The organism is Lonsdalea britannica, from assembly GCF_002111595.1.
In the GTDB taxonomy this organism is placed as follows: Bacteria; Pseudomonadota; Gammaproteobacteria; order Enterobacterales; family Enterobacteriaceae; genus Lonsdalea; species Lonsdalea britannica.
In genome coordinates this window covers 42,406-65,944 of sequence record NZ_LUTN01000001.1, presented here as the reverse complement: position 1 = coordinate 65,944, position 23,539 = coordinate 42,406, and the positions used below count along the sequence as shown (strand labels likewise).

Genomic DNA, 23,539 nt, shown 5'->3' with positions numbered 1-23,539 from the left:
CGGCGTATGCCCGGAGCAGGCGCGAACAATCCTCAAGGCAATGAACAGCCTTTGAATTAGACGATGTTTGACGGACTCGCCGCCTGCTGGCGTGAGTGCAGCCGATCCGCGCCTTGTTCGGCCAAGTCCCAAAACAGCCCGGTCATGATCCGCAGCGCCTCCAGCGTCATGTCCGCCAGAATGTGCTCGTTGGGCGCATGCTGCGAACAGGCCGGATAGGAGTGCGGCACCCACAGCGTCGGCAGACCGAGCGTTTCCGAAAAACAGGCGTTCGGCAGTCCGCCGCCGAAGTTAGGCAAGATGGCGGGCGCTTTGCCGGAGGTTCGTGCGATCGAGGCCGCGCCCCACGCCACCCACAGATCGTTCGGATCGAGCCGCGTGGCCTGATAGCAGCTCACGGCATTGACGATCTCCACGTCCGCAAACCCATTGGCGTCCAGATGCTGCCGCAGATGCTGCGCGAAGTGCTCCACATCGCTGCCTACCACATAGCGCATATGGCAATGCGCCGAGGCGGACGGCGGGATCGCATGCGCTGGTTTGTCGGGGTTGCCGGTGACATACGCCAGTACGTCCAGCGTATTCCAGCCATACACTTTCTCTGCCGAAGTCAGACCCGGCTCGCCCCACAGAGGGTCGACCTCGGGATCGGTCGGGCCGCCACCCAGATCGATATCCGCCAGAATCCGACGCAGGCTGTCCGACACCGCCGGAGGACGCAGCCCCGGCACCAGAATCCGTCCGCGCGCATCGACCAGACAGGCGATGGCGTGCGCCAGACGGATGCCCGGATTGCTCAACAGGCCGCCCCAGTTGCCGGAGTGGTGCCCCCCCTCTCGCGGCGTCAGCTTTAGCTCGAAGTTGAACACACCGCGCGATCCCAGAAACAGCGTGGGGCGGCCGGCGGAGATACGCGGGCCGTCAGAGGCAATGAACAGATCGGCCGCCAGCCAGTCGCGGTACTGCGCGCAGACGTCGTTCAGCCCCGGCGATCCGGCCTCTTCCCCCATCTCCAGAATCAGCTTGATGTTGTAGCCCAGTCGGTCGTCACGGCCCTTCAACACCTGCTCCAACGCCGCCAGATTAATGGTGTGCTGACCCTTGTTATCCGCCGTGCCGCGACCGTACCAGCGGTTACCGTCCTGCACCAGACGCCACGGCGACAACCCGCTGCGCCACTGATCGTCATAGCCTCGCACCACGTCGCCGTGACCGTAGGTCAGCACCGTCAAGGGCGCATCCACTTCCATCCGCCGCGCCAGCAGAAAGGGACTTTTTCCCGCGATCGGGTTGTCCACAATTCGGCAGTCGAAGCCGATAGCCTGTAAACGCGGCACCATCTCTTCCGTCAGATAGGCCATCAACACCCCCCCGGTTCCCTCGTCCTGACTCTCCGTCCGATAGGCTACCCGGCGCGCCAGCGTCTCGCTGAATGCGCCGCTGTCGAAGTACTCTTCCGCTGCTCGGATCGTGTCTTCACGCGTCATAATCTGTCCGTCCTCTCTTTCGATGATAATAATTCGGCACGCAGCGGCCCGGAGAGCAAGGCCCCGGCCCGGCTCCCAGACGGTCGCGCGTCGTGTCGTTGGCCTTATTCGCCGAACTGGCTGATATCCGGAATGTCCAATCCCGGCTCCGGCGTCAGCACCGACGCCAGCAGCGTTTTGGTATAGGGGTGCTGCGGCGAACGGAAGATCTGTTCACGCGTTCCCTGTTCCACAATCGTGCCTTTTTGCATCACGGCCACATGGTCGACCAGATGCTCCACGACAGACAGGTTGTGGCTGATGAACAGGTAGGTCAGCCCGAACTCCTGCTTTAACGACAGCAGTAAATTAAGGATTTGCGCCTGCACCGAAACGTCCAACGCGGAAGTCGGCTCGTCGCAGATCAGAATGGCGGGTCGCATGATCAGCGCACGGGCGATCGCCACGCGCTGGCGCTGACCGCCGGACAGCTGACCGGGATATTGTTGATGTGTCCGGGCAGGCATTCCCACGACGTCCAGCATCTCTTTCACCCGCGTCCGGCGCTCTTCCGGCGTCCCGATGTTGTGCAGCCGCAGCGCCACCTCCACGATATCCGCCACCGTGCGGCGCGGATTCAGCGACGAATACGGGTCCTGAAAGATCGGCTGGATGCGCGACGCCAAGGCTTTCCGATTGCTCGCATCGATTTCGCGCCCTTCGATCAACACGTTGCCGGAGGTCGGCGGCAACAGTCCCAGCAGCATCTTCGCCAACGTGCTTTTGCCGCAGCCCGACTCGCCCACCAGCCCCAGCGTTTCTCCCCGCCGGATGCGCAGCGAGACGTCGTTCACGGCACGAATTTCTCCGGGTTTGGCGAACAGGCCGCGATTCAGGCGAAAAACCCGGCTCAGCACGCACAGTTCCAGCGCCAGATCCTCGTTGCCGGGAATATGCGGCGGCGATGGCGCGCGCAGCCCTTCCCCTGCTTGCCTCGTCATATCGCCTCCACGGTTTTTTCGGCCTGAACGCACCGCACCGCATGCCCGTCGGTCACATCGATATAGGGAATGTCCCGGCGGCAGGCGTCGGTACAGCGCGAACAGCGATTAAAGAAGGCGCACCCCTGCTGCGGCCCAACCAGACTCGGCACCACGCCGGGAATAGCGCGAAGCGGCTGCCCCGGCATCGTCTTCCCTTGCACCGGAATACAGTCGAGCAACCCGCGCGTATAAGGGTGCTGCGGTTGATGGAACAGCGGCATCACGGGCGCGGTTTCGACGATCTGCCCGGCATACATCACCGACACGCGATCGGCGATGCGGGCCACCACGCCCAGATCGTGGGTAATGAAGATCACTGCGGTGCCGAACTCCTGTTGCAGCTCGCGCAGCATTCGCAGAATTTGCGCCTGAATGGTGACGTCCAGCGCCGTGGTGGGTTCATCCGCGATGATTAGCTCCGGCTCGCACATCAGCGCCATCGCGATCATGATGCGCTGGCGCAGGCCGCCGGACAGCTGATGGGGATACTGATTCAGCCGGTCCGCCGCCATCGGAATCCCCACGCGCTCCATCAGCCATACCGCGCGGTCTCGCGCCGTCGACATCGAGACCTTACGGTGCGCCAGCAGCGTTTCACACAGTTGGTTGCCAAGCGTGAAAGAGGGATTGAGCGACGTCATCGGCTCCTGAAAAATCATCGCCATCTCGTCGCCCCGCATCGCGGCCCGCTGCCGGGACGTCATCGTTTGCAGATCGTGACCTTTGAAGCGCATATGGTCCGCCGTGCGAATGGCTTTGCGCGGCAGCAGATCCATCAGCGCCAGCGACGTCATGGATTTGCCGCAGCCCGACTCACCGACCAGACACAGCATCTCGCCCCGTCGCACGGAGAAGTCGATGCCGCGCACCGCATGCAACATACCGCGCGGCGTCGGTAAATCGACCCGCAGGTTCTTCACATCCAGCAAAATGTCATCATTCATCGCCGACTCCTTAACCCCGTCCGTCCAGCGCGGTGATGTCGCGCAGACCATCCCCGACCAGATTGATGCCCAGAACCAGTACCGCCAGCATGACGCCCGGTATCAGGATGACCCACGGCTGAAAGAACATGTACGCCTTGCCTTCGGCGACCATCAGCCCCCACGACGGCATCGGCGGCTGTACGCCCAGCCCCAGAAACGACAGCGTGGCCTCCAGCAGAATGGCGTGGGCGATCTCCAACGTCGCGACCACCGTCAGCGGACCCAGCAGGTTAGGCAGGATCTCGCGCAGCATGATGAACAGCGACGACGCGCCCAGCGTTTTCGCCGCCGCCACAAATTCCGCCTCCCGCAGCTGGCGCGTCACCGAGCGGGAGACAATCAGGAAACGGTCCCACAGCAGCAGTCCCAGCAACATGATCACGACTTTGACGGAGCCGCCCACCATCGACGCCATCGCCAGCGCCACCAGGATCACCGGCATGGAGAGCCGCACGGTCAGGATATAGCTGACCACCGCATCGACACGTCCGCCGAAATAGCCCGCCGTCACGCCCAGCGTGATCCCAATCAAACCGGCGACAAACACGGACACCAACCCAATCAGCAGCGACACCTGCGCGCCGTACAACAGGCGACTCAGATAATCACGCCCCAGTTTGTCGGTGCCGAGCAGATGGTCCCAACCGCCCCTGTCATGCCAGACCGGCGGGATCAAACGCTGACTGATGTCCTGTGCATAGGGATCGTGCGGGCTGATCAGCGGCGCCAGCAGCGCGGCCACGATGATGATGGCGAGGATAACGACGCCCATCGCCATACTGTGATGGCCCATGATCCGCCGCAGCCAACGCCGTGCCGGGCCCGGTTCGGGCAGCAGGGCCGCCTCGGACGGCGTCGACGCGACAACGGCGGAGGAAAGCGGTGAGGATGGTTTCATGACAGCTCCTTATTGCGTCCGCAGTCGGGGGTCCAGCGCGGCATTCAGCACGTCCGCCAGAAAGCTCAATACGATGTAAAACACGGCGATAATCAGCACGATGGCCTGTACCACCGGGAAGTCGTTACGCGAGATAGAGTCCCAGGCCAGCTGGCCCAGCCCCTGCAACGCGAACACGGATTCGATCACCACGGAGCCGCCCAGCATGAAACCCAGCTCCACCGTCGCCAGCGCCACTACCGGGATGATGGCGTTGCGCAGGCCATGCTTGACGATCACCCGAAACGCACTGAGTCCTTTGGCCCGAGCGGTGCGGATATAGTCTGCGCCCAGCACGTCCAGCATGCCGGAACGCGTCAGGCGCATCAGCGACGGCATGGCGTAGTAGCCCAGCGCGACGGCGGGCAGGACGAAGTTTTGCCAGCTGCTGTTGCCCGCCACCGGCAGCCATTTCAGCCCGACGGCGAACAGCAGAATCAGGATCAGCGCAAACCAGAAGTTAGGCATCGCCTGCCCGATGACGGCGATGAACATGGAGCCTCGGTCCACCCAGGTATCGCGAAAAACCGCCGCCAGTACGCCCAGCGGGATCGCCACCACCAGCGCCAACAGCAGCGAGACGCCGCCAAGCTTCAGGGTGATCGGCATGCGCTGACCCACCAGTTCCATCACCGTATTTTCGAAATAGAACGAGCGGCCGAAATCCAGATGCAGCGCCGCCCACATCCACTGACCAAACTGCGCCAGTAACGGTTGGTCCAGCCCATACTGTCGTCGAATTCCCTCAATGACCTCGGCGGAGGCGTCTGGACCCGCAATAGCGGCCGCCAGATCGCCCGAAAGGTGCAGTAGCGAAAAGCTGACGACGGCCACCGTAAACAACACGGCCAGGGCCACCAGCAGCCGTCGCAAAATATAGATAAGCATCAGTCACTCCTCCTGCGGGCCGGTCGCCGGAAGGGGTCGCGCTCCTTCCGGCGGGTTTGACCTCTTATTTCCAGCTGGCCATGGCGAAGCGCGGCAGCTCGTCCGGCCAATCATCGAAATTCAGATCGGAGGTAAAGGCATAATTCGTGGAGTAGGAGAACATCGGCGCCAGATAGGCCTGCGACGAAATTCGCCCCAGCGCATCGGCGTACAGGGCGCTGCGCTGTTTGGGGTCGAGCGTTTCATCCGCTTTCGACAGCATGGCTGTGACCTCGCTGTCCTTCCAGATATCATCGCCTTTGCCGCCGAAATACGGTGTGGTGAACGCCGCGGCGTCGTTGATGGAGAACGATCCCCAGGTGCGGATCGCCATCGGCGCTTTACCGGAGATCAGATCCGCCGCCAGCACGGTGTACTGGACGTAGTGAAGACGCGCGCGGATGCCGACTTTGCGCAGATCGCCGATGATCGCCTCGGCGTAGTCACGCTCGCGGTAGGCCCATATATCGGTGTCGAAACCGTTGGGATAACCGGCTTCCGCCAGCAGCTGCTTCGCCTTCTCCGGGTTGTAGTCGTATTTAATAACCTTGCTGGTATCGCAGGCGGTTTGGGTGCGGAAGCAGGCGGAATAGACTGGCTGACTGCCGCCGCGCACCAGATTGTTGACGATGCCTTCCCGATTGATGGCGTAGTTCACCGCCTGACGCACGCGCAGATCCTTGAACGGTTCGCCGCCCGGTCCGCTGGCGTGGGTGTTCAGTGCCATAAAGCCAATACGCATGGTTTCGCCGCTTTTCACCGTGAGGTTCGGCATGGTTTCCAGCGAGGTGATCTGATCGGCGGGCACGCGCCAGATCCAGTCCACCTGACCGGTCATCAGCTGCGCCAACCGGGTTTCCGGGTCGCGAATAACAACAAATTGCAACTTGCCGATTTTCGGTTGACCCTGCGGGCTATCCGCAAAGTAGCGGGCATTCTTTTCCATGCTCACCCCCTGAGCCGGGGTGACTTTGGTGATTTTGTAGGGGCCGGTGCCGATAGGCGCTTTGCTGAAGCCAGCCAGTTTCACCTTCTGGTAATAGGCTGACGGGTAGATAGGCGTCGGGCCGGAGAGATATTCCAGCGCAGCGGGGAACGGTTTTTTCAGCTTTAGCCGGACGGTGTAGTCATCCACCTTTTCGGTGGTTTCGATCCAGTCCACGCTTTGCGGCATGACGGATGACGTCCCCGGACCGGCGATGTGGTTAAAGGTATAGGCCACGTCTTCCGCCGTGAACGGATCGCCGTTATGGAAAGTGATCCCTTTACGCAGATGAATCAGCAGGGCGGTGGGCGATTCCCAGGTCCAGCTGGAGGCCAGTTCGGGTTTATATTCGCCGGTTTTGGGATCGCGATAAATCAGGGTATCCCAGACCAGATGGGCCAGAATCACGCCTTCACGAAGGTTGTTATGATAAGGGCTGACGTTTTCCACCTCGTTGTCGGAGGCATAAACCAACGTGTCATTCTGTTTTCCTGCATAGCTGGATGCCGCGCAGCCGAGGAGGAGTGCAGACAAAACACCGCGTTTGATCTGTCTTGTCAGTGAACAAGCCATAGGATTCTCCATTCGAGACACTTCATGAAAGAATTAAATCGCCACAATCTCACCTACGTTCCGACAGGAAGTTGCAAGAGTGGAGCCAATCCCGGCGGCTTAACCTTACTGATTTTAGATATAAGCTTTCTAATAATGAGAAACCGCTTTGCCCGAGCTGCTTTAGCCGCAAACCACAGGTCATTACGGTGGAATAGGTTTTATTGATAGGAGGGTATTCTGGGAATCGGCATTAAGCAGCGGTGCAACAGCATGATCGACGCGCACCTTTTTAAGGCACATGGGCACCATCCACGGATAACCGCACGCGCGTCAGTGACGCAAACCAGAATACGGGCTTTGCTGCCTCCTATTTTTATCAAATACCACGGGGAGTGATCACCGCTCATGCGCGCTTATTTTTTACGTCTAAGAATGAAGCGGAAGATAATATCGAGATGGAACCGCAGCTAATACTACAGAGATAAACCATATATAGAGACCTTCAGAAAAAAATGAACACACGCTAATAATGATTACGATGGAATAAATCCGTTAATGGCAGATTGGGTAAAACAGGATGACGATGAAGGATCATGTCAAATAACATCCATGGCAATACAGAATCTCGCCGGAGAGGCTAAATAGATATTTCACGTACTGAAGTTCAGCGCACATGAACGCTCCTTCCAACACGTTTAAAAATATGTCGTCTCGTTGCGGTTATTTTTAGCGAGAAGTGACGAAGTCCCCTCAGGATTGATAATGGCCGTCTTTCGAACCTGCCTGCTGGCGGACGGCATGGCTCAATCCTTCGCGCAATGACGTCATTGTTCGTCTGGAGTAATACCAGAACGCTCGGAGCTAAACCGCGAAAAAAACAAATCAATCCATTGATTTTTATCAACTAAATAATCAATTTCGCATGATGGGGTACGTTTAAAAGCAATCTCACATTCCGCCCGTAGCTACGGCACTTATCGCTTTTGCTAATCGACAATCAATATTATTAATTGGCCTAATGAGCTGCCAAACCGGATGATAGCGACATCGAATTATCCCTATTTTAAATAGGGTGCCGAATAGATATGTTTTCCGCCAACCCATTATTCATTTGTCGGAAACCAGCGGAATACGTCTTCAAACAGGAAATAAGCATGTTTTCTATTTGGTAGTGATTACGTTACAGGCGATTTATTAGGTACACCTGGTTATCACCCCGTCGCGCGTTAATTATTTTTCCATTATCCAACCAGAGCGAATTCAAGATTATGTCTACGACCGTATTTATGACCGGATTGATGACCAGCGCCGGATTATTAATGTCTATCGGCGCACAGAATTCATTCGTATTGCGTCAGGGCGTGCGTCGGGAACATGTCTTTTTAGTCTGCACCCTCTGCTTCATATTCGACATTATATTCATGAGCGCGGGCGTGTTTGGCGTCAGCGAGTTGCTCAGTTCCTATCCGTTGGCGCTGAAATTGCTGACGCTGGCGGGCGTGCTGTTTTTGATTCACTACGGCTTCGGCGCGCTTCGCAGCGCCTGGCGCGGCAACCAGAGTCTGCGCCTTGGCGCGACCGGCAATGCCGGTGCCAGCCGTCGTTCGGCCGTGACCGCCTGTCTGGCGGTCAGTCTTCTTAATCCTTCCGTGTATCTGGATACCATCGCCATCATCGGCGGCATATCGTCCGGGCTGAGCCAGGAGCACAAGACGTTTTATCTATTTGGCGCGCTGCTGGCGTCGGGGATCTGGTTTTACGCCATTGGCTACCTCTCCTCCGCCTGCGCGCGGCTGTTTAACAAGAGCAGCACCTGGCGCGTATTGGACAGCGTTATCGGCGTGTACATGCTGTTTATCGCCTGGCAGCTGCTACGTCTTCTGTTATCTCCAGCGGCGTAACACCCCACGCCGCCTCAGGTCCCCGCAGCCGTTTTAACGGGCGATGCGGGCAGCCAACGACTCGACGCGACGAATCGCCTCCCGCAGCATCGTGTCCGTCACCGCAAACGGCATCGCGTCCATATCCGACGTGTTGACGGCAGCCAGCACTATGGCCTGCAATTCGTCATCGGTCAGACCGGGGCTGATATCCGCCAGCGTCAGCGGCACGGCGCAGGCGTGCGCCAGCGACAAGGCATCCAGCAGTTCTTCGTCGCTGCGTGACTCCAAAGCCAGCAGGCACAAATTGCCGAACCCCACCAGCAGGCCGTGGCCGAAGTCGCGAGTCTTGTCACAGACGGTAAAGCCTTCAAATAAGGCATGGGCCGCGGCGGCATGCGCGCCGCTGGCCATGATCGAGGTCAGCCCGGCGAACAAGAATATCGCATCCAGCACCTGATCCAGCGCCGCGTTGGCGCGCCCTTCCGCCACCGCGCGACAGGCTTCGGCGCCATAACGTTCGATCAGTTGGAAACAGATCGCGCTGTGGGCGCGGGAAGAGGCGGCCAGACCGCTGTGATTGTGCCCGGTATCGATGGCCCGGAACTCATACCACTTCGCGAGCGTATCTCCCAACCCTGCGGCGAGCCAACGCAGCGGCGCCTGGGCTAACAGCGTGCTGTCGATGATGACCGCATTCGGCGCGGACGGCAGATGACGCACATCGACAAAATGCCCGTCCTCTTCGTAGATAACGGACAGCGGCGTGACCGCCGCGCAGGTGCCGGCGATGGTCGGCAGCGTCACGATGGGGATCCCCGCCTGATGCGCCACCAGCTTACCGGTGTCCAGCGACTTCCCGCCGCCCACGGACAGCAAAACGTCGCTGTCGGTTTCCGCCACGCAGGCGCACAGTCGTTCGACCTGCTTGACGCTACAATGCCCGCCGAACCACTCGACGGCGCTTAACGTGAGGCCCGCCTGCGCCAGCTGAGCGCGGATCTTGTCTTCCGTCGCCGCCAATGCCTGATGACCGCCGACGACCAGTACGCGCGTGCCCAACCCGGCGCAGATGTCCCCCAGCTCACGGCTAGCGTCCGCCCCGCGCACGATATTCGCGGGGAAAATAACCTGTTGTGTCATGTGTTTTCCTGCCTATTTTTAGCGTAAACCATGAGTTGCGTCAGACACCTTGCAGACGCTCTCCCTGCGGCGTTACTGACGACCTCACTCCACGTTAGCACCTGCGGCGATGAAATGCGTTCACTCCGTCGGACATCAGGCACCGTGACATCACGACGCGGCAGCATGACTTCCACTCGCTCGTCGCCACCGCGTTTTTCCCTGCTATCCGGCACAGGTCAATGGTTCTGTCGAGGCCGGTGACGGACGGAAACGATTGAGCGTCAGCAATTAATGTCGATACAACGCCTGACAGCACGCGCCGCTTCTGACAAAATACGCGCCATCCCCCGTTTGTGAAAAGATGGATTTTCTGTAGATGGTTGCGAAACTTATTGATGGTAAAACGATTGCGCAGCAGGTAAAGAGCGACGTTGCTGCACGTGTCCAAGAGCGTCTGGCCGCCGGTAAGCGAGCGCCGGGTCTGGCGGTTATCCTGGTAGGGGACGATCCTGCTTCTCAGATTTATGTCGGCAGCAAGCGCCGGGTCTGTGAGGAAGTCGGTTTTATTTCCCGCTCTTACGATCTGCCCTCCACCACCTCCGAAAGCGAGCTGCTGGCGCTGATTGACCGACTGAATGCCGATGAGACCATCGACGGTATTCTGGTGCAGCTACCGCTGCCGCAGGGCATCGACAACACCAGCGTCATTGAACGCATCGCGCCCGACAAAGACGTGGATGGCTTCCACCCTTACAACGTCGGCCGCCTCTGCCAGCGTGCGCCGCTGCTGCGTTCCTGCACGCCACGTGGGATCATCACGCTGCTGGAGCAGTACAACATCGACATGTTCGGCCTGAATGCCGTTGTCATCGGCGCGTCAAACATTGTTGGTCGGCCGATGAGTCTGGAACTGCTGCTGGCCGGTTGCACCACTACCGTGACGCACCGTTTCACGAAGAATTTGCGTCAGCACGTTGAGAACGCCGATTTGCTGGTCGTTGCCGTCGGCAAACCGGGCTTTATTCCGGGCGACTGGATCAAACCCGGCGCGGTCGTCATTGATGTCGGCATTAATCGACTGGACGACGGTAAAGTGGTCGGCGATATCGATTTTGCCGGCGCGAGCGAACGCGCGTCCTTCATTACGCCGGTCCCCGGCGGCGTCGGTCCAATGACCGTTGCTACCCTGATTCAAAATACCTTGCAGGCCTGCGAGGAATATCACGACACACCCGCAAAGGCATAACAGACATTATGGAAATTTTTCACCTGAACCAACATCCGCACGTTGAACTGTGCGACCTGCTGAAACTCCTGGGCTGGAGCGACAGCGGGGCTTCCGCCAAGCAGCTCATCGCCAACGGCGACGTGAGCGTCAACGACCAGATTGAAACGCGTAAGCGCTGCAAAATCGTCGCCGGTCAGGTCGTGCGTTTCGCAGACCAGGCGGTCACCGTTCAGGCGTAACTCGCCCGACTGAGATCGCCGCGGCATCGCGTATTTCCCCCACATCCCCCCTTGCGGAGATGTGGGCTCCTCTCCTCTTCCCCTCTCACTGTCACATTATCCTTCTGCCATGACGCGCCATTGCAATGCGCCTATCCTCGCCTGCGTGCGAGATATCCAGGATTCGGGTTCAGGAAGGAAGAAAGTCAACATCGGGGAGAATCAATGAAAACAGGCCGGGAGCGAATCAGCTTCCGGCCTGTGGATGAGCGTGAGAGGCGGCGAAACGAAGCGCTCCGCCGCGAAGGGAGGAACGATGGCTTACTTACGACGCCAAATTGTCCCCTGTGGACCGTCTTCCAGCACGATCCCCATTTCGTTGAGGCGGTCGCGCGCGGCATCCGCCATTCCCCAGTCTTTACTCTGACGCGCATCGTTGCGCTGTTTGATCAACGCTTCGATTTCCGCCACTTCGTCATCATCCGCCTGAGCGCCGCTCTGAAGGAATAGCTCCGGCTCTTGCTCCAGCAGGCCCAGCACTTTCGCCAGCTGTCGCAGCGCGGCGGCCAGACCGTTCGCCGCCGCAGGATCTTCCGCCTTCATCCGGTTGACTTCGCGCGCCATATCAAACAGCACGGAGTAAGCTTCCGGGGTATTGAAGTCGTCGTCCATCGCCTCGCGGAAACGGGCTTCGAAGGTTTCGCCGCCGCTGGCCGCCGCCGATGCGTCCATGCCGCGCAACGCGGTGTATAAGCGCTCCAGCGAGGCGCGGGCCTGCTTGAGGTTCTCCTCGCTGTAGTTCAACTGGCTGCGGTAGTGGCCGGACATCAAAAAGTAGCGAATAGTTTCAGCGTCGTAGTGCGCCAACACATCGCGGACGGTGAAGAAGTTGTTCAGGGATTTGGACATCTTTTCCCGGTCGACCATCACCATGCCGGAGTGCATCCAGAAGTTGACGTATTCGCCGCCGTGAGCGCAGGTGGACTGCGCAATTTCGTTTTCATGGTGCGGGAACATCAGATCCGAACCGCCGCCGTGAATGTCGAAGTGCTCGCCCAGCTGCTTACAGTTCATGGCGGAGCATTCAATATGCCAGCCGGGACGACCGTTACCCCACGGCGACGGCCAACTCGGCTCGCCGGGCTTGGACATCTTCCACAAGACAAAATCCATCGGGTTGCGTTTAACGTCTGCGATTTCAACCCGAGCGCCCGCCTGCAGTTGCTCCAAATCCTGACGGGACAGGATGCCGTAATCCGCATCGGTGTCGACCGCGAACATCACATCGCCGTTTTTCGCCACATAGGCGTGGTCACGTTCCATCAACTGCTGCACCAGCGCAATGATTTCACCGATATGCCGAGTGGCGCGCGGCTCGACGTCCGGCGGTAGAATATTCAAGGCTCTGAAATCGTCATGCATCTCGGCAATCATGCGGTCAGTCAGTTGCTCAATGGTTTCGCCGTTTTTCGCCGCACGCTGAATGATTTTGTCATCAATGTCCGTAATATTGCGGACATACTTCACTTCGTAGCCGAGGTAACGCAGATAACGCGTGACCACATCGAACGCCACGAAAGTCCGCCCGTGACCAATGTGACACAGGTCGTAGACGGTTATCCCGCACACATACATACCGACTTTGTCAGCGTGAATGGGTTTGAATTCCTCTTTTTGACGAGTCAGGGTATTAAAAATCTTTAGCATCGGGGCATTCCATGGTGTTCGCAGGATATGAGCATCACTGTTTGCGTTACGCGTATCAAAGTATGAGTGGCCAGCGTTTCGGGCCCAGGCAGCGTATTGAACCCCGAACCCTGACCTATTGCAAGATCGGTACCATCAGGCGGTGGAAGTTATTTCATCCTGAGAAAAAGATTTTTAACAGAAAAAACAAACGCCCAACCGGCGGTTCGGGCAAGAGTAAGGTGGGAAAATACCCCTTCACACGAAGGGGTTAACGTGTGCTCTCTTGGTATGCTGCGCGGCTTTATCGTTTCAGGCGCGGCGTTCCCGAAGGCGCCTGGCGTCGGAAAAGATGTCGCGCTACCGCCAGCGGGGGTTAGACGCCAGCGAGTAACGACCGCCGCCGAGCAGCAGGATGGCCAGGCCGGCGAAAAAGTATACCGCCATGTTCTCAATGCCCCACGCGCCGGTCTTGTCCAGCGTGAGGGCCGCGGTCAGATCCGTCAGCAGATAAGCGGCCAACATCGTGAGCGTGAAAATGAACGCGGACGGCCGGGTCAGAATACCCAATATCATCAACACCGGGGCGATCACCTCGCCCACATAGACGCCATAACCGACGATGCCGGGCAGCCCATGCGCCATCACCATCGACTGAATGCCGCCAATACCGGCGATCAGCTTATGCACGCCGTGGAACAGCATCATGGCACCGAATGAAACGCGCAGTACCAGCTTACCGAAATCCGGCCTGTCAAAGAGCGAATTGAACCCGTTAAGCATCATGCACCTCCCTTGTGGTCACCTGATTAAGGAGAATGATTATCACGTAATCCGGGGCGTTTTACCGATTGCCGCGTCACGTTTGAAAAATCGTTTCTTCCCCCTGTGGCGACGACGATTGCATGACCTCGATATCCGGTTCCGAATCGTTCCACAAGGAAGAGGCAATAAGGTGCGTCTCGCCGCTGGCCAATGCGTTTCGCCCTCGACGCTGGGCGTTGGCGCCAGGCGGCCTTTGCTGACTCAGACATTCACTTATGTTATAAGAGCGCTCTTGGTGGTTCACCGCCTCTGTAAACCTCTCCTTTATTTTATGTACTATGGCTAAGTAGGAATCATTATTATGATTACGTTTCATACCAACCATGGCGATATCGTCATCAACACTTTCGCGGACAAAGCGCCTGCTACCGTTGAAAACTTTCTGAAATACTGCCGTAGCGGTTTCTACAGCAACACCATTTTTCACCGCGTGATCAATGGTTTTATGATCCAGGGCGGCGGTTTTGCTCCGGGTATGGAACAGAAAATCACCGAAGCGCCGATCAAAAACGAAGCCAACAACGGCCTGAAAAATACCCGCGGCACGCTGGCGATGGCTCGCACCAACGATCCGCACTCCGCCACCGCTCAGTTCTTCATCAACCTGGTGGACAACGACTTCCTGAACTTCCGCTCTGAGCGCCCTGATGGCTGGGGTTACTGCGTCTTCGCCGAAGTCGTAGAAGGCATGGATGTGGTCGACAAAATTAAAGCGGTCGCCACCGGCCGTAGCGGCATGCACCAGGATGTGCCAAAGGAAGATGTCGTTGTGACCAGCGTTACGGTCAGCGAGTAATTTTCTCTGCATGGCGACGCTGTTTATTGGCGATTTGCATCTGAGCGAACAGGAACCGGCTATTACCGCCGGTTTTCTGCGTTTTTTACGCGAAGAAGCGGCTCAGGCCGACGCGCTGTACATCCTGGGCGACCTGTTCGACGCCTGGATTGGCGATGACGATCCGCAGCCGCTGCATCACACCGTCGCCGCCGCGCTGCTGACGCTGCATCATCAGGGCGTGCCCTGCTACTTCGTCCACGGCAACCGGGATTTCCTGATCGGCAAGCGCTTCGCCCGCCAGAGCGGCATGACGCTGCTGCCGGAGGAAAACCGAATTGCGCTATACGGTCGCGAGTATCTGGTGCTGCACGGTGACACGCTGTGCACCGACGACGCCGCCTACCAGCGTTTTCGCCGCCGCGTTCACAACCCGCTGATTCAACGTCTTTTTCTGTGGCTGCCCCTGCGACTCCGGCTACGTATCGCCGCGCGCATGCGCTCCGCCAGCCAGCAGGCCAACCAGATCAAATCGCTTGAGATCATGGACGTCAATCCTCAGCAGGTCATAGACCGGCTGCGTCACTTCCAGGTCAAGACCATGATCCACGGTCATACGCATCGACCAGCGATCCATACGTTGACTGTCGATGGCGAGACCGCTCAACGGGCCGTGCTCGGCGCCTGGCATGAGGAAGGATCGGTCATCAAAGTCACGCCCGACGGTATTTCACTCCACGCATTCCCGCTTTAAGTCCTGTTTTCCACCCGTTTTTTGCGCTAAACCCCGACGTTCATCACGACGCAACCGTTTTCCTCCCTCTGGGGTCATGGTATGCTCTACGCCCTCGTCGCCGGAGCGCCGACTCGGCGGCGATGTGTCTATCACCCTGTGCTCTGACCGGCGTCAGGCACATTCACAGGAGCACTACAGGCATGTCATCCAACGCTGCCCCGGCGAAAATCGCCATCGTGATGGGTTCAAAGAGTGACTGGGCCACCATGCAGTTCGCAGCAGAAATCCTCACCACGCTGAATCTCCCTTTCCACGTTGAAATCGTGTCCGCGCACCGCACGCCGGATAAACTGTTCCGTTTTGCCGAAGCGGCGGCGGATAACGGCTTTGACGTCATCATTGCCGGAGCCGGTGGCGCTGCGCACCTGCCTGGTATGCTGGCCGCCAAAACGCTGGTGCCGGTGCTGGGCGTTCCGGTCCAGAGCGCAGCGCTGAGCGGGGTGGACAGCCTGTACTCCATCGTGCAGATGCCGCGCGGCATTCCGGTGGGGACGCTGGCGATAGGCAAAGCCGGCGCGGCCAATGCCGCCCTGCTCGCCGCACAGATTCTGGCGTTGCATGACCGCGAGCTGGCGACGCGTTTGACGGATTGGCGTCAGCGCCAAACCGACGATGTGCTCCAGCACGCCGATCCGCGGGAGGAAGCATGAAACCGGTCTGTGTATTAGGTAACGGTCAACTGGGACGCATGCTGCGTCAGGCTGGCGAACCGCTGGGCATCGCGGTCTATCCGGTGGGACTGGATGCCGAGCCCGAGTCTATCCCCTACCAGCACAGCGTCATCACCGCAGAAATCGAACGCTGGCCGGAAACCGCCCTCACCCGCCAGCTGGCGACGCAGCCTACATTTATCAATCGCGATATTTTCCCGCGTCTGGCCGATCGTTATACGCAGAAACAGCTGTTGGACGAGCTGCAGCTAGCGACGGCGCCGTGGCAGTTGCTAAGCAGCGCCGACGCCTGGCCCGACATCTTCAGTCGGTTGGGCGAACTGGCCATCGTCAAACGCCGCGTCGGCGGCTACGACGGCCGCGGCCAGTGGCGTCTGCGCCCCGGTGATGAGGCAACGCTGCCCGTGGACTGCTACGGCGAGTGCATCGTCGAGCAGGGAATTAACTTTTCCGGCGAAGTGTCGCTGATCGGCGCGCGCAACGCACTGGGCGAGTGCGTGTTTTATCCGCTGACCCACAATCTGCATCAGGACGGCATTCTGCGCACCAGCGTCGCGTTGCCCCATCCTACATCTGCCTTGCAACGGCAGGCTGAAAAGATGCTGTCCGCCATTTTGCATCATCTGGCTATGTCGGCGTGATGGCGATGGAGTGCTTTATCGTCGGCGACCAACTGCTGATCAACGAGCTCGCGCCGCGCGTGCATAACAGCGGCCACTGGACCCAGAACGGCGCGTCTATCAGTCAGTTCGAACTGCATTTGCGTGCAATCCTCGATTTGCCGATGCCCGCGCCCGTCGTCAGCACGCCGTCGGTGATGGTCAATCTTATCGGCACTGACGTGAATGCCGACTGGCTGACGCTGCCGCTGACGCATCTGCACTGGTATGAGAAAGCCGTGCGTCCGGGCCGGAAGGTCGGGCATCTGAATCTCAGCGATCCGGACGCCGCGCTCCTCCGCGAAACGCTACAGGCGCTGACGCCGATGCTGCCTTCGGAGTATCAGTCCGGGCTTACGTGGGCGCAACAAAAGCTATCTGCCTGATCTCAGACTGCGCGGATGTCCCCGGAGATCCGCGCGCCGACGCCACGTTTTAACACCGTGCTTGCCTGTCGCCTCGTCAGGGGTGCGTGGCAGGCGACCGGGTTTGCACCCGTGATTTATTTCGCGGGATAATAGCGCCGTCATTCAGGCCATCAGATTGTGACTGAATGCGATGACCGCGTGTTTTCACCGTGGCGCTCACGGAAACTGGTATTTAAGGATGTATTTCCCGCAATGAAGATTTCTCCTCTGTTCATCGGTGTTTTTCCCGGCTTATCGCCGTCACGTGTTGTCCTATCCGCTGCGTCGCCGTCCGCCTGCGAGAAGAATGTCAGCATCACTCGACAATAGCGGTCCTGATGTGACTACCCTCGCACACTTCGCCCGGCCCCACGTTGTGAGCCGGACGTCTGTTTTATATGCATGACTCGCTCAGGAGAGAGTTGTATGAGCTCAATTCAGGAAAGCAGCGCGGTCTTTGACACCGCCTCCACTTGGCGTAAAAGCGATACCGTCTGGATGTTGGGACTGTATGGCACGGCCATCGGCGCCGGGGTGCTGTTTTTGCCCATTAACGCCGGTATAGGCGGTTTGTTGCCGCTCATCATCATGGCGATTATCGCGTTTCCGATGACGCACTATTCGCATCGCGCGCTGTGCCGTTTCGTCCTTTCTGGCAAAGGCGATGCGGAAGACATCACCGAGGTCGTGGAGGAGCATTTCGGCTCCCGGGCCGGTCATCTCATTACCCTGCTGTATTTTTTCGCGATATATCCCATTCTGCTGGTCTACAGCGTGGCGATCACCAATACCGTCGATAGCTTCATCACCCATCAGCTGCACCTGCCGTCGCCCCCGCGCGCGCTGCTCGCGCTGGCGCTGATCTTGTGCCTGATGTTCATCGTGCGTTTTGGGGAAGCCACCATCGTGAAAGCGATGAGTGTACTGGTCTATCCATTCTTGACCGTGCTGTTGCTGCTGGCCTGCTATCTGGTGCCGCATTGGAATCTGTCGGTATTCCAGACGTTGTCGCTATCCGGCACCGTGAATGGCAGCAGCCTGCCCGCGACGCTGTGGCTGGCGATCCCGGTGATGGTGTTTTCGTTTAACCACTCGCCGATTATCTCTTCGTTCGCCGTGGCCAAGCGTAAGGAGTACGGCGATGCGGCGGAGAAGAAGTGCGCGCGTATCCTGTCCTACAGCCATGTGATGATGGTATTGACCGTCATGTTCTTCGTGTTCAGCTGCGTACTGGCGCTGTCGCCGGAAGAGCTGATGGCGGCGAAAACGCAAAATATTTCGATTTTGTCTTATCTGGCGAACCACTTTGACAGCGCGCTTATCGGCTATGCGGCGCCGCTGATCGCGACCGTCGCCATCTCCAAGTCGTTCCTGGGTCACTACCTGGGCGCGGGCGAAGGATTCAACGGACTGGTGGTGAAAACGCTGCGGCGACGCGGCAAAACGCTGGCACCTCGTACGCTGAACCGCATCACCACTGTTTTTATGCTGCTGACCACTTGGGCAGTGGCCACGTGGAATCCCAGCATTTTGGGGATGATTGAACGCTGGGCGGCCCGATCATCGCCTGCCTGCTGTTTTTAATGCCGATGTATGCGATCCATCGCGTCCCTGCGATGCGGCGCTATAGCGGCCAGCTCAGCAATCTCTTCGTGACGCTGACGGGACTGATTGCGATGACCGCCATTATCTACAGCCTGTGTCAGTAAGCCCCGGCGTGCGGCGTTTCGCGCCGCACGCTGTCCCGTCAGCGTCTCCTCGCCCCGTCACGCCGATAGCGTTTTTGCACAGTCCAGCGCACGCAAAATCTCGCTGTCTCTCGTTGACCAGGATGAGAAAAAGTCCATGTGAAGACTCGCCATGCCCGTCATTCACGCGCCATAATGGTAATGGATAGTAGAAACACTTCAGTAAAATCATTTAACGGAGTGAGAATGAGTCAGGACAAACTCTACATAGACAAAGAGTTGAGTTGGTTATCTTTCAATGAACGCGTACTTCAAGAAGCCGCCGACAAGAATAATCCGCTGATTGAACGTATGCGCTTTCTGGGCATCTACTCCAGCAATTTGGACGAGTTCTACAAGGTACGATTCGCCGACCTCAAACGTCGTATTCTGATTAACGAAGAGCAAGGCTCCGCCAGCGGGCTGCGTCATCTGCTCAGCAAAATTCAGATGCGCGTGCTGAAAACCGATCAGCTGTTCGACAATTTGTATAACGAGCTGCTGCTGGAGATGGCGCGTAACCAGATTTTCCTGGTCAACGAGCGACAGGTGTCGCCCAATCAGCAGGCGTGGCTGCGCGATTACTTCAAACACTATTTGCGCCCGCATATCACCCCGATTCTGCTGCTGCCTGAAACCAATCTGATTCAGTTTTTGAAAGACGATTACACCTATCTGGCCATCGAAATCATTCGCGGCGAGAAGACGGACTACGCGCTGCTGGAAATTCCGTCCGACAAGGTCGCCCGCTTCGTCGATCTGCCGCCGGAAGCACCGCACCGTCGCAAGACCATGATCCTGATCGACAATATTCTGCGCTACTGTCTGGATGATATCTTCTGGGGATTCTTCGATTACGACGCGCTGAACGCATACTCCATGAAGATGACGCGTGATGCCGAGTACGATCTGGTGACGGAAATGGAGTCCAGCCTGTTGGAGTTGATGTCGTCCAGCCTCAAACAGCGGCTGACGGCCAAACCGGTTCGCTTCGTCTATCAGCGAGATATGCCGGATGCGATGGTGGAGTGCCTGCTCAAGAAACTCGATATTACCTCCTATGACTCCGTTATTCCCGGCGGACGCTATCACAACTTCAAAGACTTCATCGGCTTCCCGAACGTGGGCCGCGCCAATCTGGTCAACAAACCGCTGCCACGTCTGCGTCATCTGGGATTCAATCACTTCCGCAACGGCTTTGACGCTATCCGCGAGCGCGATGTGCTGCTGTACTACCCGTACCATACCTTTGAGCATGTGCTGGAAATTCTCCGGCAGGCGTCCTTCGACCCCAGCGTGCTGGCGATTAAAATCAACATCTATCGCGTCGCCAAGGATTCGCGCATCATCAACTCCATGATCCACGCCGCGCACAACGGTAAAAAAGTCACGGTGGTGGTGGAATTGCAGGCGCGTTTCGACGAGGCCGCCAATATTCACTGGGCAAAAAGACTGACGGAAGCGGGCGTTCACGTCATCTTTTCCATTCCCGGTCTGAAAATTCACGCCAAGCTGTTTTTGATCTCGCGACGTGAAGGCGACAACGTGGTGCGCTATGCGCATATCGGGACCGGTAACTTCAACGAAAAAACCGCACGGTTATATACCGACTATTCGCTGCTAACCGCCGACGAACGCATTACCAACGAGGTACGCCGGGTCTTCAACTTTATCGAAAACCCCTACCGGCCGGTGAGTTTCGATCACCTGCTCGTCTCTCCGCAGAACTCTCGCAGCCGTCTTTATGAATTGATTGACCGCGAGATTGCCAACGCGCAGAACGGGCTGGAAGCGAAAATCACCCTGAAGGTGAACAATCTGGTGGACAAAGGTTTGGTCGACCGGTTGTATGCCGCCTCCGGCGCCGGGGTAAAAATGAACCTGTTGGTCCGCGGGATGTGCTCGCTCGTTCCCGATATTCCGGGGATCAGTGATAATATCCGCATCACCAGCATCGTGGACCGCTACCTGGAGCACGATCGGCTGTATGTTTTCCACAACGGCGGCGATCAGAAGGTGTTTCTCTCCTCCGCCGACTGGATGACCCGCAACATCGATTACCGTATCGAAGTCGCAGTGGAAGTCCTGGATCAGACGCTGAAGGCGCGAATCCTCGATATTCTGGAGATTCTATTCAGCGATACAGTCAAAGCCCGCGTGCTGGACAAGGAGTTGAATAATCACTACGTCACCCGAGGCAACCGGCGCAAAGTCCGCGCCCAGAATGCGATCTATGAATATCTTAAGGTCCTTGAGCAACCCAAAGAGTAGGCCACAGCCATGCCTTTAACCGACAATATCGCTGAAAAACCCCAGGAATTCGCCGCCATCGATCTGGCTCCAACAGTTTTCATATGGTGGTCGCCCGCGTGGTCAATGGCGCGCTTCAAGTGCTTAGCCGCCTGAAACAACGGGTGCATATGGTAGACGGACTCGACAGCCAAAACCGGCTGAGCGAGGAGTCTATCGAACGGGGTCTGAACTGCCTTGCGCTGTTTGCCGAACGCCTGCAGGGATTTCCGGCGGCCAATGTCTCTATCGTCGGCACGCACGCCCTGCGCGAAGCGCACAACGCGCAAGAGTTTTTGCAGCGCGCCGCCAAAATCATCCCCTACCCGATCTCCATTATTTCCGGGCATGAAGAAGCGCGACTGATCTTTATGGGCGTCGAGCACACGCAGCCGGAAAAAGGCCGCAAGCTGGTGATCGATATCGGCGGCGGCTCGACGGAGCTGGTGATCGGCGAAGATTTTGAGCCTAAGCTGGTGGAAAGCCGCCGGATGGGCTGCGTCAGCTTCGCTCAACTGTTTTTCCCCGATGGCGAAATCAACGCCAACAACTTCAAGCGCGCCCGGCTTGCCGCCGCGCAGCAGTTGGAAAACCTGGCCTGGCAATACCGCATCTACGGGTGGGACTATGCGCTGGGCGCATCCGGCACCATTAAGGCGGCCAACGAGATCCTGCTGGCGATGGGCGAGAAAGACGGCCAGATTACGCTGCAGCGGCTTGAGATGCTGCGCGATGAGATCCTGAAGCATAAAAGCGTGAAAGCGCTCAGTCTACCGGGCCTGACGGATGAGCGACAGAACGTACTGGTTCCGGGCCTTGCCATCCTCTGCGGGGTCTTCGACACGCTGGCTATCGATACGCTGAGGTTGTCGGACGGCGCATTGCGCGAAGGCGTGCTGTATGAAATGGAGGGGCGCTTCCGCCATCAGGACATCCGCATCCGTACCGCGAAAAGTCTGGCCAGTCACTACAACATCGACCGCGCACAGGCGCATCGCGTCCGAGAAACGGCGGAACTGCTCTACACCCAGTGGGAGGAACAGAACCCCTCGCTGGTGAATCCACAGCTGGAGGCCATTCTGAAATGGGCGGCCATGCTGTATGAAGTGGGACTCGGCATCAACCACAGCGGTATGCACCGCCACTCCGCTTACATCCTGCAAAACACCAATCTGCCAGGATTTAATCAGGAACAGCAGATGGTGCTGTCGCTACTGGTGCGCTGGCACCGCAAAGCGATAAAAACAGACGAGCTGCCGCGCCTGAATCAGTTCAAAAAGAAACAGTACATGCCGATGATTCTGCTGCTGCGATTGGCGACGCTGCTCAATAACCAGCGTCAGGCCACGACGTCGCCACAAACGCTGCGTCTGGCGACGGACGATCGCACCTGGACCCTGATTTTCCCATTCGGCTATTTCAGTCAAAATACGCTGGTGCAGCTCGATCTGGAAAAAGAGCAGGAGTACTGGCAGGGCATCAGCGACTGGACGTTGTTGATTGAAGAGGAAAAAGAGTCACCGACACAAAATTAGGCCGGGTCAGTTCGGCCTGCGCCCTACTCCTGCTTCACATTGTGAGATTTTTCACATTTGCGCCTGGGGCTAATTTTTTGCCCCAGGCGCATTGACCCCACCGCCAGCTTGTGCCTAAATAAACAACAGCGAATGTCCGCTTTCATCAGGAATCCACCCGGTAATGTCTACGATTACCCACAGGCGAAGAATCATGTTACGTCAGCGACGAAGTAGTACGCGTATAGCCCGTACCGTACTCATGATCAGTCTCATCATTCTGTTAGGCCGTTTTGCTTATTCCGCCGTCGGCGCCTTTCTCTATCACCAGGAAGTTCAGCAGCAAACTCGCGTTGAGCATTCTCTGGACACATCTTCTGTGACGACACCCGCTCAACGAGAATAGTCCCTTAGTCCACACATTCTGCTGTTTTCAGCTATTTTATGATTACCGACTCGCACCGAGGCGGAGGCAACGTATTCGTGTTAAATACGCGACACACGTTCACCGCGTCATCCAGCAAGCAGGAGGTCAATGATGGCAAGTGGTTGGTCAAGTGACGGCTCCGTTCAGGAGCAAATCGACGCCACCGTCGATGATGCTATCGCTCAGGCGCGTAGCCAATTACATCGCGGCGAAAGCGCTGAGTATTGCGAAGAGTGCGGGGACCCCATACCGGAAGCCCGACGTAACGCGCTGCCGGGCGTGCGCTACTGCGTTGCCTGTCAGGCGAAAATCGACAAACAGCGCAGCATCAATGCTGGCTACAACCGCCGCGGCAGTAAAGACAGCCAGCTTCGTTAAGCGTTGGACGCCGCCAGACCACACAGCGTCTTCAC

18 protein-coding genes and 3 pseudogenes are annotated in these 23,539 nt (G+C 58.0%); 12 read left to right on the top strand and 9 right to left on the bottom strand.

Features of this window, described 5'->3' with window-relative positions:
* Positions 1–56: 56 nt before the first annotated feature.
* From AU509_RS00285 to AU509_RS00260, 6 genes are all read right to left on the bottom strand, one after another.
* On the bottom strand, positions 57–1,487 hold the full coding sequence (locus tag AU509_RS00285; RefSeq protein WP_094117363.1) for a M20 family metallopeptidase: 1,431 nt from the start codon (positions 1,485–1,487) through the stop codon (positions 57–59).
* A gap of 104 nt (positions 1,488–1,591) precedes the next feature.
* Positions 1,592–2,467 (bottom strand): ATP-binding cassette domain-containing protein, encoded by an 876-nt coding sequence (locus AU509_RS00280; RefSeq protein WP_094117362.1) that lies wholly within the window; start codon positions 2,465–2,467, stop codon positions 1,592–1,594.
* Complete coding sequence (locus AU509_RS00275; RefSeq protein ID WP_094117361.1) at positions 2,464–3,453, bottom strand: ABC transporter ATP-binding protein; 990 nt, start codon at positions 3,451–3,453, stop codon at positions 2,464–2,466. The genes AU509_RS00280 and AU509_RS00275 overlap by 4 nt, the downstream gene beginning before the upstream one ends.
* Before the next feature lie 10 nt (positions 3,454–3,463).
* A complete protein-coding gene (locus AU509_RS00270; RefSeq protein ID WP_094117360.1) occupies positions 3,464–4,393 on the bottom strand; it encodes an ABC transporter permease in 930 nt (309 codons plus the stop codon).
* Between the two features lie 9 nt (positions 4,394–4,402).
* A complete protein-coding gene (locus AU509_RS00265) occupies positions 4,403–5,320 on the bottom strand; it encodes an ABC transporter permease (RefSeq protein WP_085652774.1) in 918 nt (305 codons plus the stop codon).
* A 64-nt stretch (positions 5,321–5,384) separates the two neighbouring features.
* Positions 5,385–6,917 carry an ABC transporter substrate-binding protein gene (locus AU509_RS00260; protein ID WP_094117359.1) on the bottom strand — a complete coding sequence of 511 codons (1,533 nt, stop codon included), beginning with the start codon at positions 6,915–6,917 and terminating at the stop codon, positions 5,385–5,387.
* Positions 6,918–8,167: 1,250 nt separating this feature from the next.
* On the opposite strand from AU509_RS00260, the gene AU509_RS00255 reads away from it, so the two are divergent.
* Complete coding sequence (locus AU509_RS00255) at positions 8,168–8,800, top strand: LysE/ArgO family amino acid transporter (protein ID WP_094117358.1); 633 nt, start codon at positions 8,168–8,170, stop codon at positions 8,798–8,800.
* A gap of 33 nt (positions 8,801–8,833) precedes the next feature.
* Here the strand turns inward: AU509_RS00255 and AU509_RS00250 are convergent, their stop codons facing one another.
* The gene (locus tag AU509_RS00250; RefSeq protein ID WP_094117357.1) at positions 8,834–9,922 is read right to left on the bottom strand and encodes an iron-containing alcohol dehydrogenase family protein; all 1,089 of its coding nucleotides are present in this window, start codon (positions 9,920–9,922) and stop codon (positions 8,834–8,836) included.
* Positions 9,923–10,280: 358 nt separating this feature from the next.
* Between AU509_RS00250 and folD the strand changes: the two genes are divergently transcribed.
* Positions 10,281–11,150 (top strand): bifunctional methylenetetrahydrofolate dehydrogenase/methenyltetrahydrofolate cyclohydrolase FolD, encoded by an 870-nt coding sequence (gene folD, locus AU509_RS00245; protein WP_094117356.1) that lies wholly within the window; start codon positions 10,281–10,283, stop codon positions 11,148–11,150.
* Between the two features lie 8 nt (positions 11,151–11,158).
* Entirely contained in the window at positions 11,159–11,371 is a 213-nt protein-coding gene (ybcJ, locus tag AU509_RS00240) for a ribosome-associated protein YbcJ (RefSeq protein ID WP_085652769.1), read from the top strand.
* Between the two features lie 300 nt (positions 11,372–11,671).
* On the opposite strand, the gene cysS is transcribed toward ybcJ, so the two are convergent.
* Both cysS and AU509_RS00230 read right to left on the bottom strand, forming a co-directional pair.
* Positions 11,672–13,057: a cysteine--tRNA ligase gene (gene cysS, locus AU509_RS00235; RefSeq protein WP_094109405.1), complete on the bottom strand. Its 1,386-nt coding sequence runs from the start codon at positions 13,055–13,057 to the stop codon at positions 11,672–11,674.
* A 339-nt stretch (positions 13,058–13,396) separates the two neighbouring features.
* A complete protein-coding gene (locus tag AU509_RS00230; protein WP_094109406.1) occupies positions 13,397–13,819 on the bottom strand; it encodes a DoxX family protein in 423 nt (140 codons plus the stop codon).
* Positions 13,820–14,162: 343 nt separating this feature from the next.
* Here AU509_RS00230 and ppiB point away from each other — a divergent pair, with 343 nt between their 5' ends.
* The 9 genes and pseudogenes from ppiB to AU509_RS00185 all read left to right on the top strand — a co-directional run bounded on the left by ppiB (position 14,163) and on the right by AU509_RS00185 (position 23,504).
* Positions 14,163–14,657: a peptidylprolyl isomerase B gene (gene ppiB, locus AU509_RS00225; RefSeq protein ID WP_094101932.1), complete on the top strand. Its 495-nt coding sequence runs from the start codon at positions 14,163–14,165 to the stop codon at positions 14,655–14,657.
* Between the two features lie 10 nt (positions 14,658–14,667).
* Positions 14,668–15,390: a UDP-2,3-diacylglucosamine diphosphatase gene (lpxH, locus tag AU509_RS00220; RefSeq protein ID WP_094117355.1), complete on the top strand. Its 723-nt coding sequence runs from the start codon at positions 14,668–14,670 to the stop codon at positions 15,388–15,390.
* A 182-nt stretch (positions 15,391–15,572) separates the two neighbouring features.
* On the top strand, positions 15,573–16,082 hold the full coding sequence (gene purE, locus AU509_RS00215; RefSeq protein WP_094101930.1) for a 5-(carboxyamino)imidazole ribonucleotide mutase: 510 nt from the start codon (positions 15,573–15,575) through the stop codon (positions 16,080–16,082).
* A pseudogene (gene purK / locus AU509_RS00210) lies at positions 16,079–17,148 on the top strand (5-(carboxyamino)imidazole ribonucleotide synthase). The gene purE and the pseudogene purK overlap by 4 nt, the downstream one beginning before the upstream one ends.
* 447 nt (positions 17,149–17,595) lie before the next feature.
* Positions 17,596–18,878: pseudogene (locus AU509_RS00205) on the top strand (HAAAP family serine/threonine permease).
* 225 nt (positions 18,879–19,103) lie between these two features.
* Entirely contained in the window at positions 19,104–21,167 is a 2,064-nt protein-coding gene (gene ppk1 / locus AU509_RS00200; protein WP_085652761.1) for a polyphosphate kinase 1, read from the top strand.
* A gap of 9 nt (positions 21,168–21,176) precedes the next feature.
* Positions 21,177–22,720 (top strand): annotated as a pseudogene (ppx, locus tag AU509_RS00195) (exopolyphosphatase).
* 193 nt (positions 22,721–22,913) lie between these two features.
* On the top strand, positions 22,914–23,105 hold the full coding sequence (locus AU509_RS00190; RefSeq protein WP_244200976.1) for a YfgG family protein: 192 nt from the start codon (positions 22,914–22,916) through the stop codon (positions 23,103–23,105).
* Positions 23,106–23,237: 132 nt separating this feature from the next.
* On the top strand, positions 23,238–23,504 hold the full coding sequence (locus AU509_RS00185) for a DksA/TraR family C4-type zinc finger protein (protein ID WP_094117354.1): 267 nt from the start codon (positions 23,238–23,240) through the stop codon (positions 23,502–23,504).
* Positions 23,505–23,539: the final 35 nt, after the last annotated feature.

Excerpts from the sequence above, each read along its gene's own strand:
- AU509_RS00285 (WP_094117363.1), bottom strand. The coding sequence starts at position 1,487 with ATGACGCGTGAAGACACGATCCGAGCAGCGGAAGAGTACTTCGACAGC.
- AU509_RS00280 (WP_094117362.1), bottom strand. The coding sequence starts at position 2,467 with ATGACGAGGCAAGCAGGGGAAGGGCTGCGCGCGCCATCGCCGCCGCAT.
- AU509_RS00275 (WP_094117361.1), bottom strand. The coding sequence starts at position 3,453 with ATGAATGATGACATTTTGCTGGATGTGAAGAACCTGCGGGTCGATTTA.
- AU509_RS00270 (WP_094117360.1), bottom strand. The coding sequence starts at position 4,393 with ATGAAACCATCCTCACCGCTTTCCTCCGCCGTTGTCGCGTCGACGCCG.
- AU509_RS00265 (WP_085652774.1), bottom strand. The coding sequence starts at position 5,320 with ATGCTTATCTATATTTTGCGACGGCTGCTGGTGGCCCTGGCCGTGTTG.
- AU509_RS00260 (WP_094117359.1), bottom strand. The coding sequence starts at position 6,917 with ATGGCTTGTTCACTGACAAGACAGATCAAACGCGGTGTTTTGTCTGCA.
- AU509_RS00255 (WP_094117358.1), top strand. The coding sequence starts at position 8,168 with ATGTCTACGACCGTATTTATGACCGGATTGATGACCAGCGCCGGATTA.
- AU509_RS00250 (WP_094117357.1), bottom strand. The coding sequence starts at position 9,922 with ATGACACAACAGGTTATTTTCCCCGCGAATATCGTGCGCGGGGCGGAC.
- folD (WP_094117356.1), top strand. The coding sequence starts at position 10,281 with ATGGTTGCGAAACTTATTGATGGTAAAACGATTGCGCAGCAGGTAAAG.
- ybcJ (WP_085652769.1), top strand. The coding sequence starts at position 11,159 with ATGGAAATTTTTCACCTGAACCAACATCCGCACGTTGAACTGTGCGAC.
- cysS (WP_094109405.1), bottom strand. The coding sequence starts at position 13,057 with ATGCTAAAGATTTTTAATACCCTGACTCGTCAAAAAGAGGAATTCAAA.
- AU509_RS00230 (WP_094109406.1), bottom strand. The coding sequence starts at position 13,819 with ATGCTTAACGGGTTCAATTCGCTCTTTGACAGGCCGGATTTCGGTAAG.
- ppiB (WP_094101932.1), top strand. The coding sequence starts at position 14,163 with ATGATTACGTTTCATACCAACCATGGCGATATCGTCATCAACACTTTC.
- lpxH (WP_094117355.1), top strand. The coding sequence starts at position 14,668 with ATGGCGACGCTGTTTATTGGCGATTTGCATCTGAGCGAACAGGAACCG.
- purE (WP_094101930.1), top strand. The coding sequence starts at position 15,573 with ATGTCATCCAACGCTGCCCCGGCGAAAATCGCCATCGTGATGGGTTCA.
- ppk1 (WP_085652761.1), top strand. The coding sequence starts at position 19,104 with ATGAGTCAGGACAAACTCTACATAGACAAAGAGTTGAGTTGGTTATCT.
- AU509_RS00190 (WP_244200976.1), top strand. The coding sequence starts at position 22,914 with ATGTTACGTCAGCGACGAAGTAGTACGCGTATAGCCCGTACCGTACTC.
- AU509_RS00185 (WP_094117354.1), top strand. The coding sequence starts at position 23,238 with ATGGCAAGTGGTTGGTCAAGTGACGGCTCCGTTCAGGAGCAAATCGAC.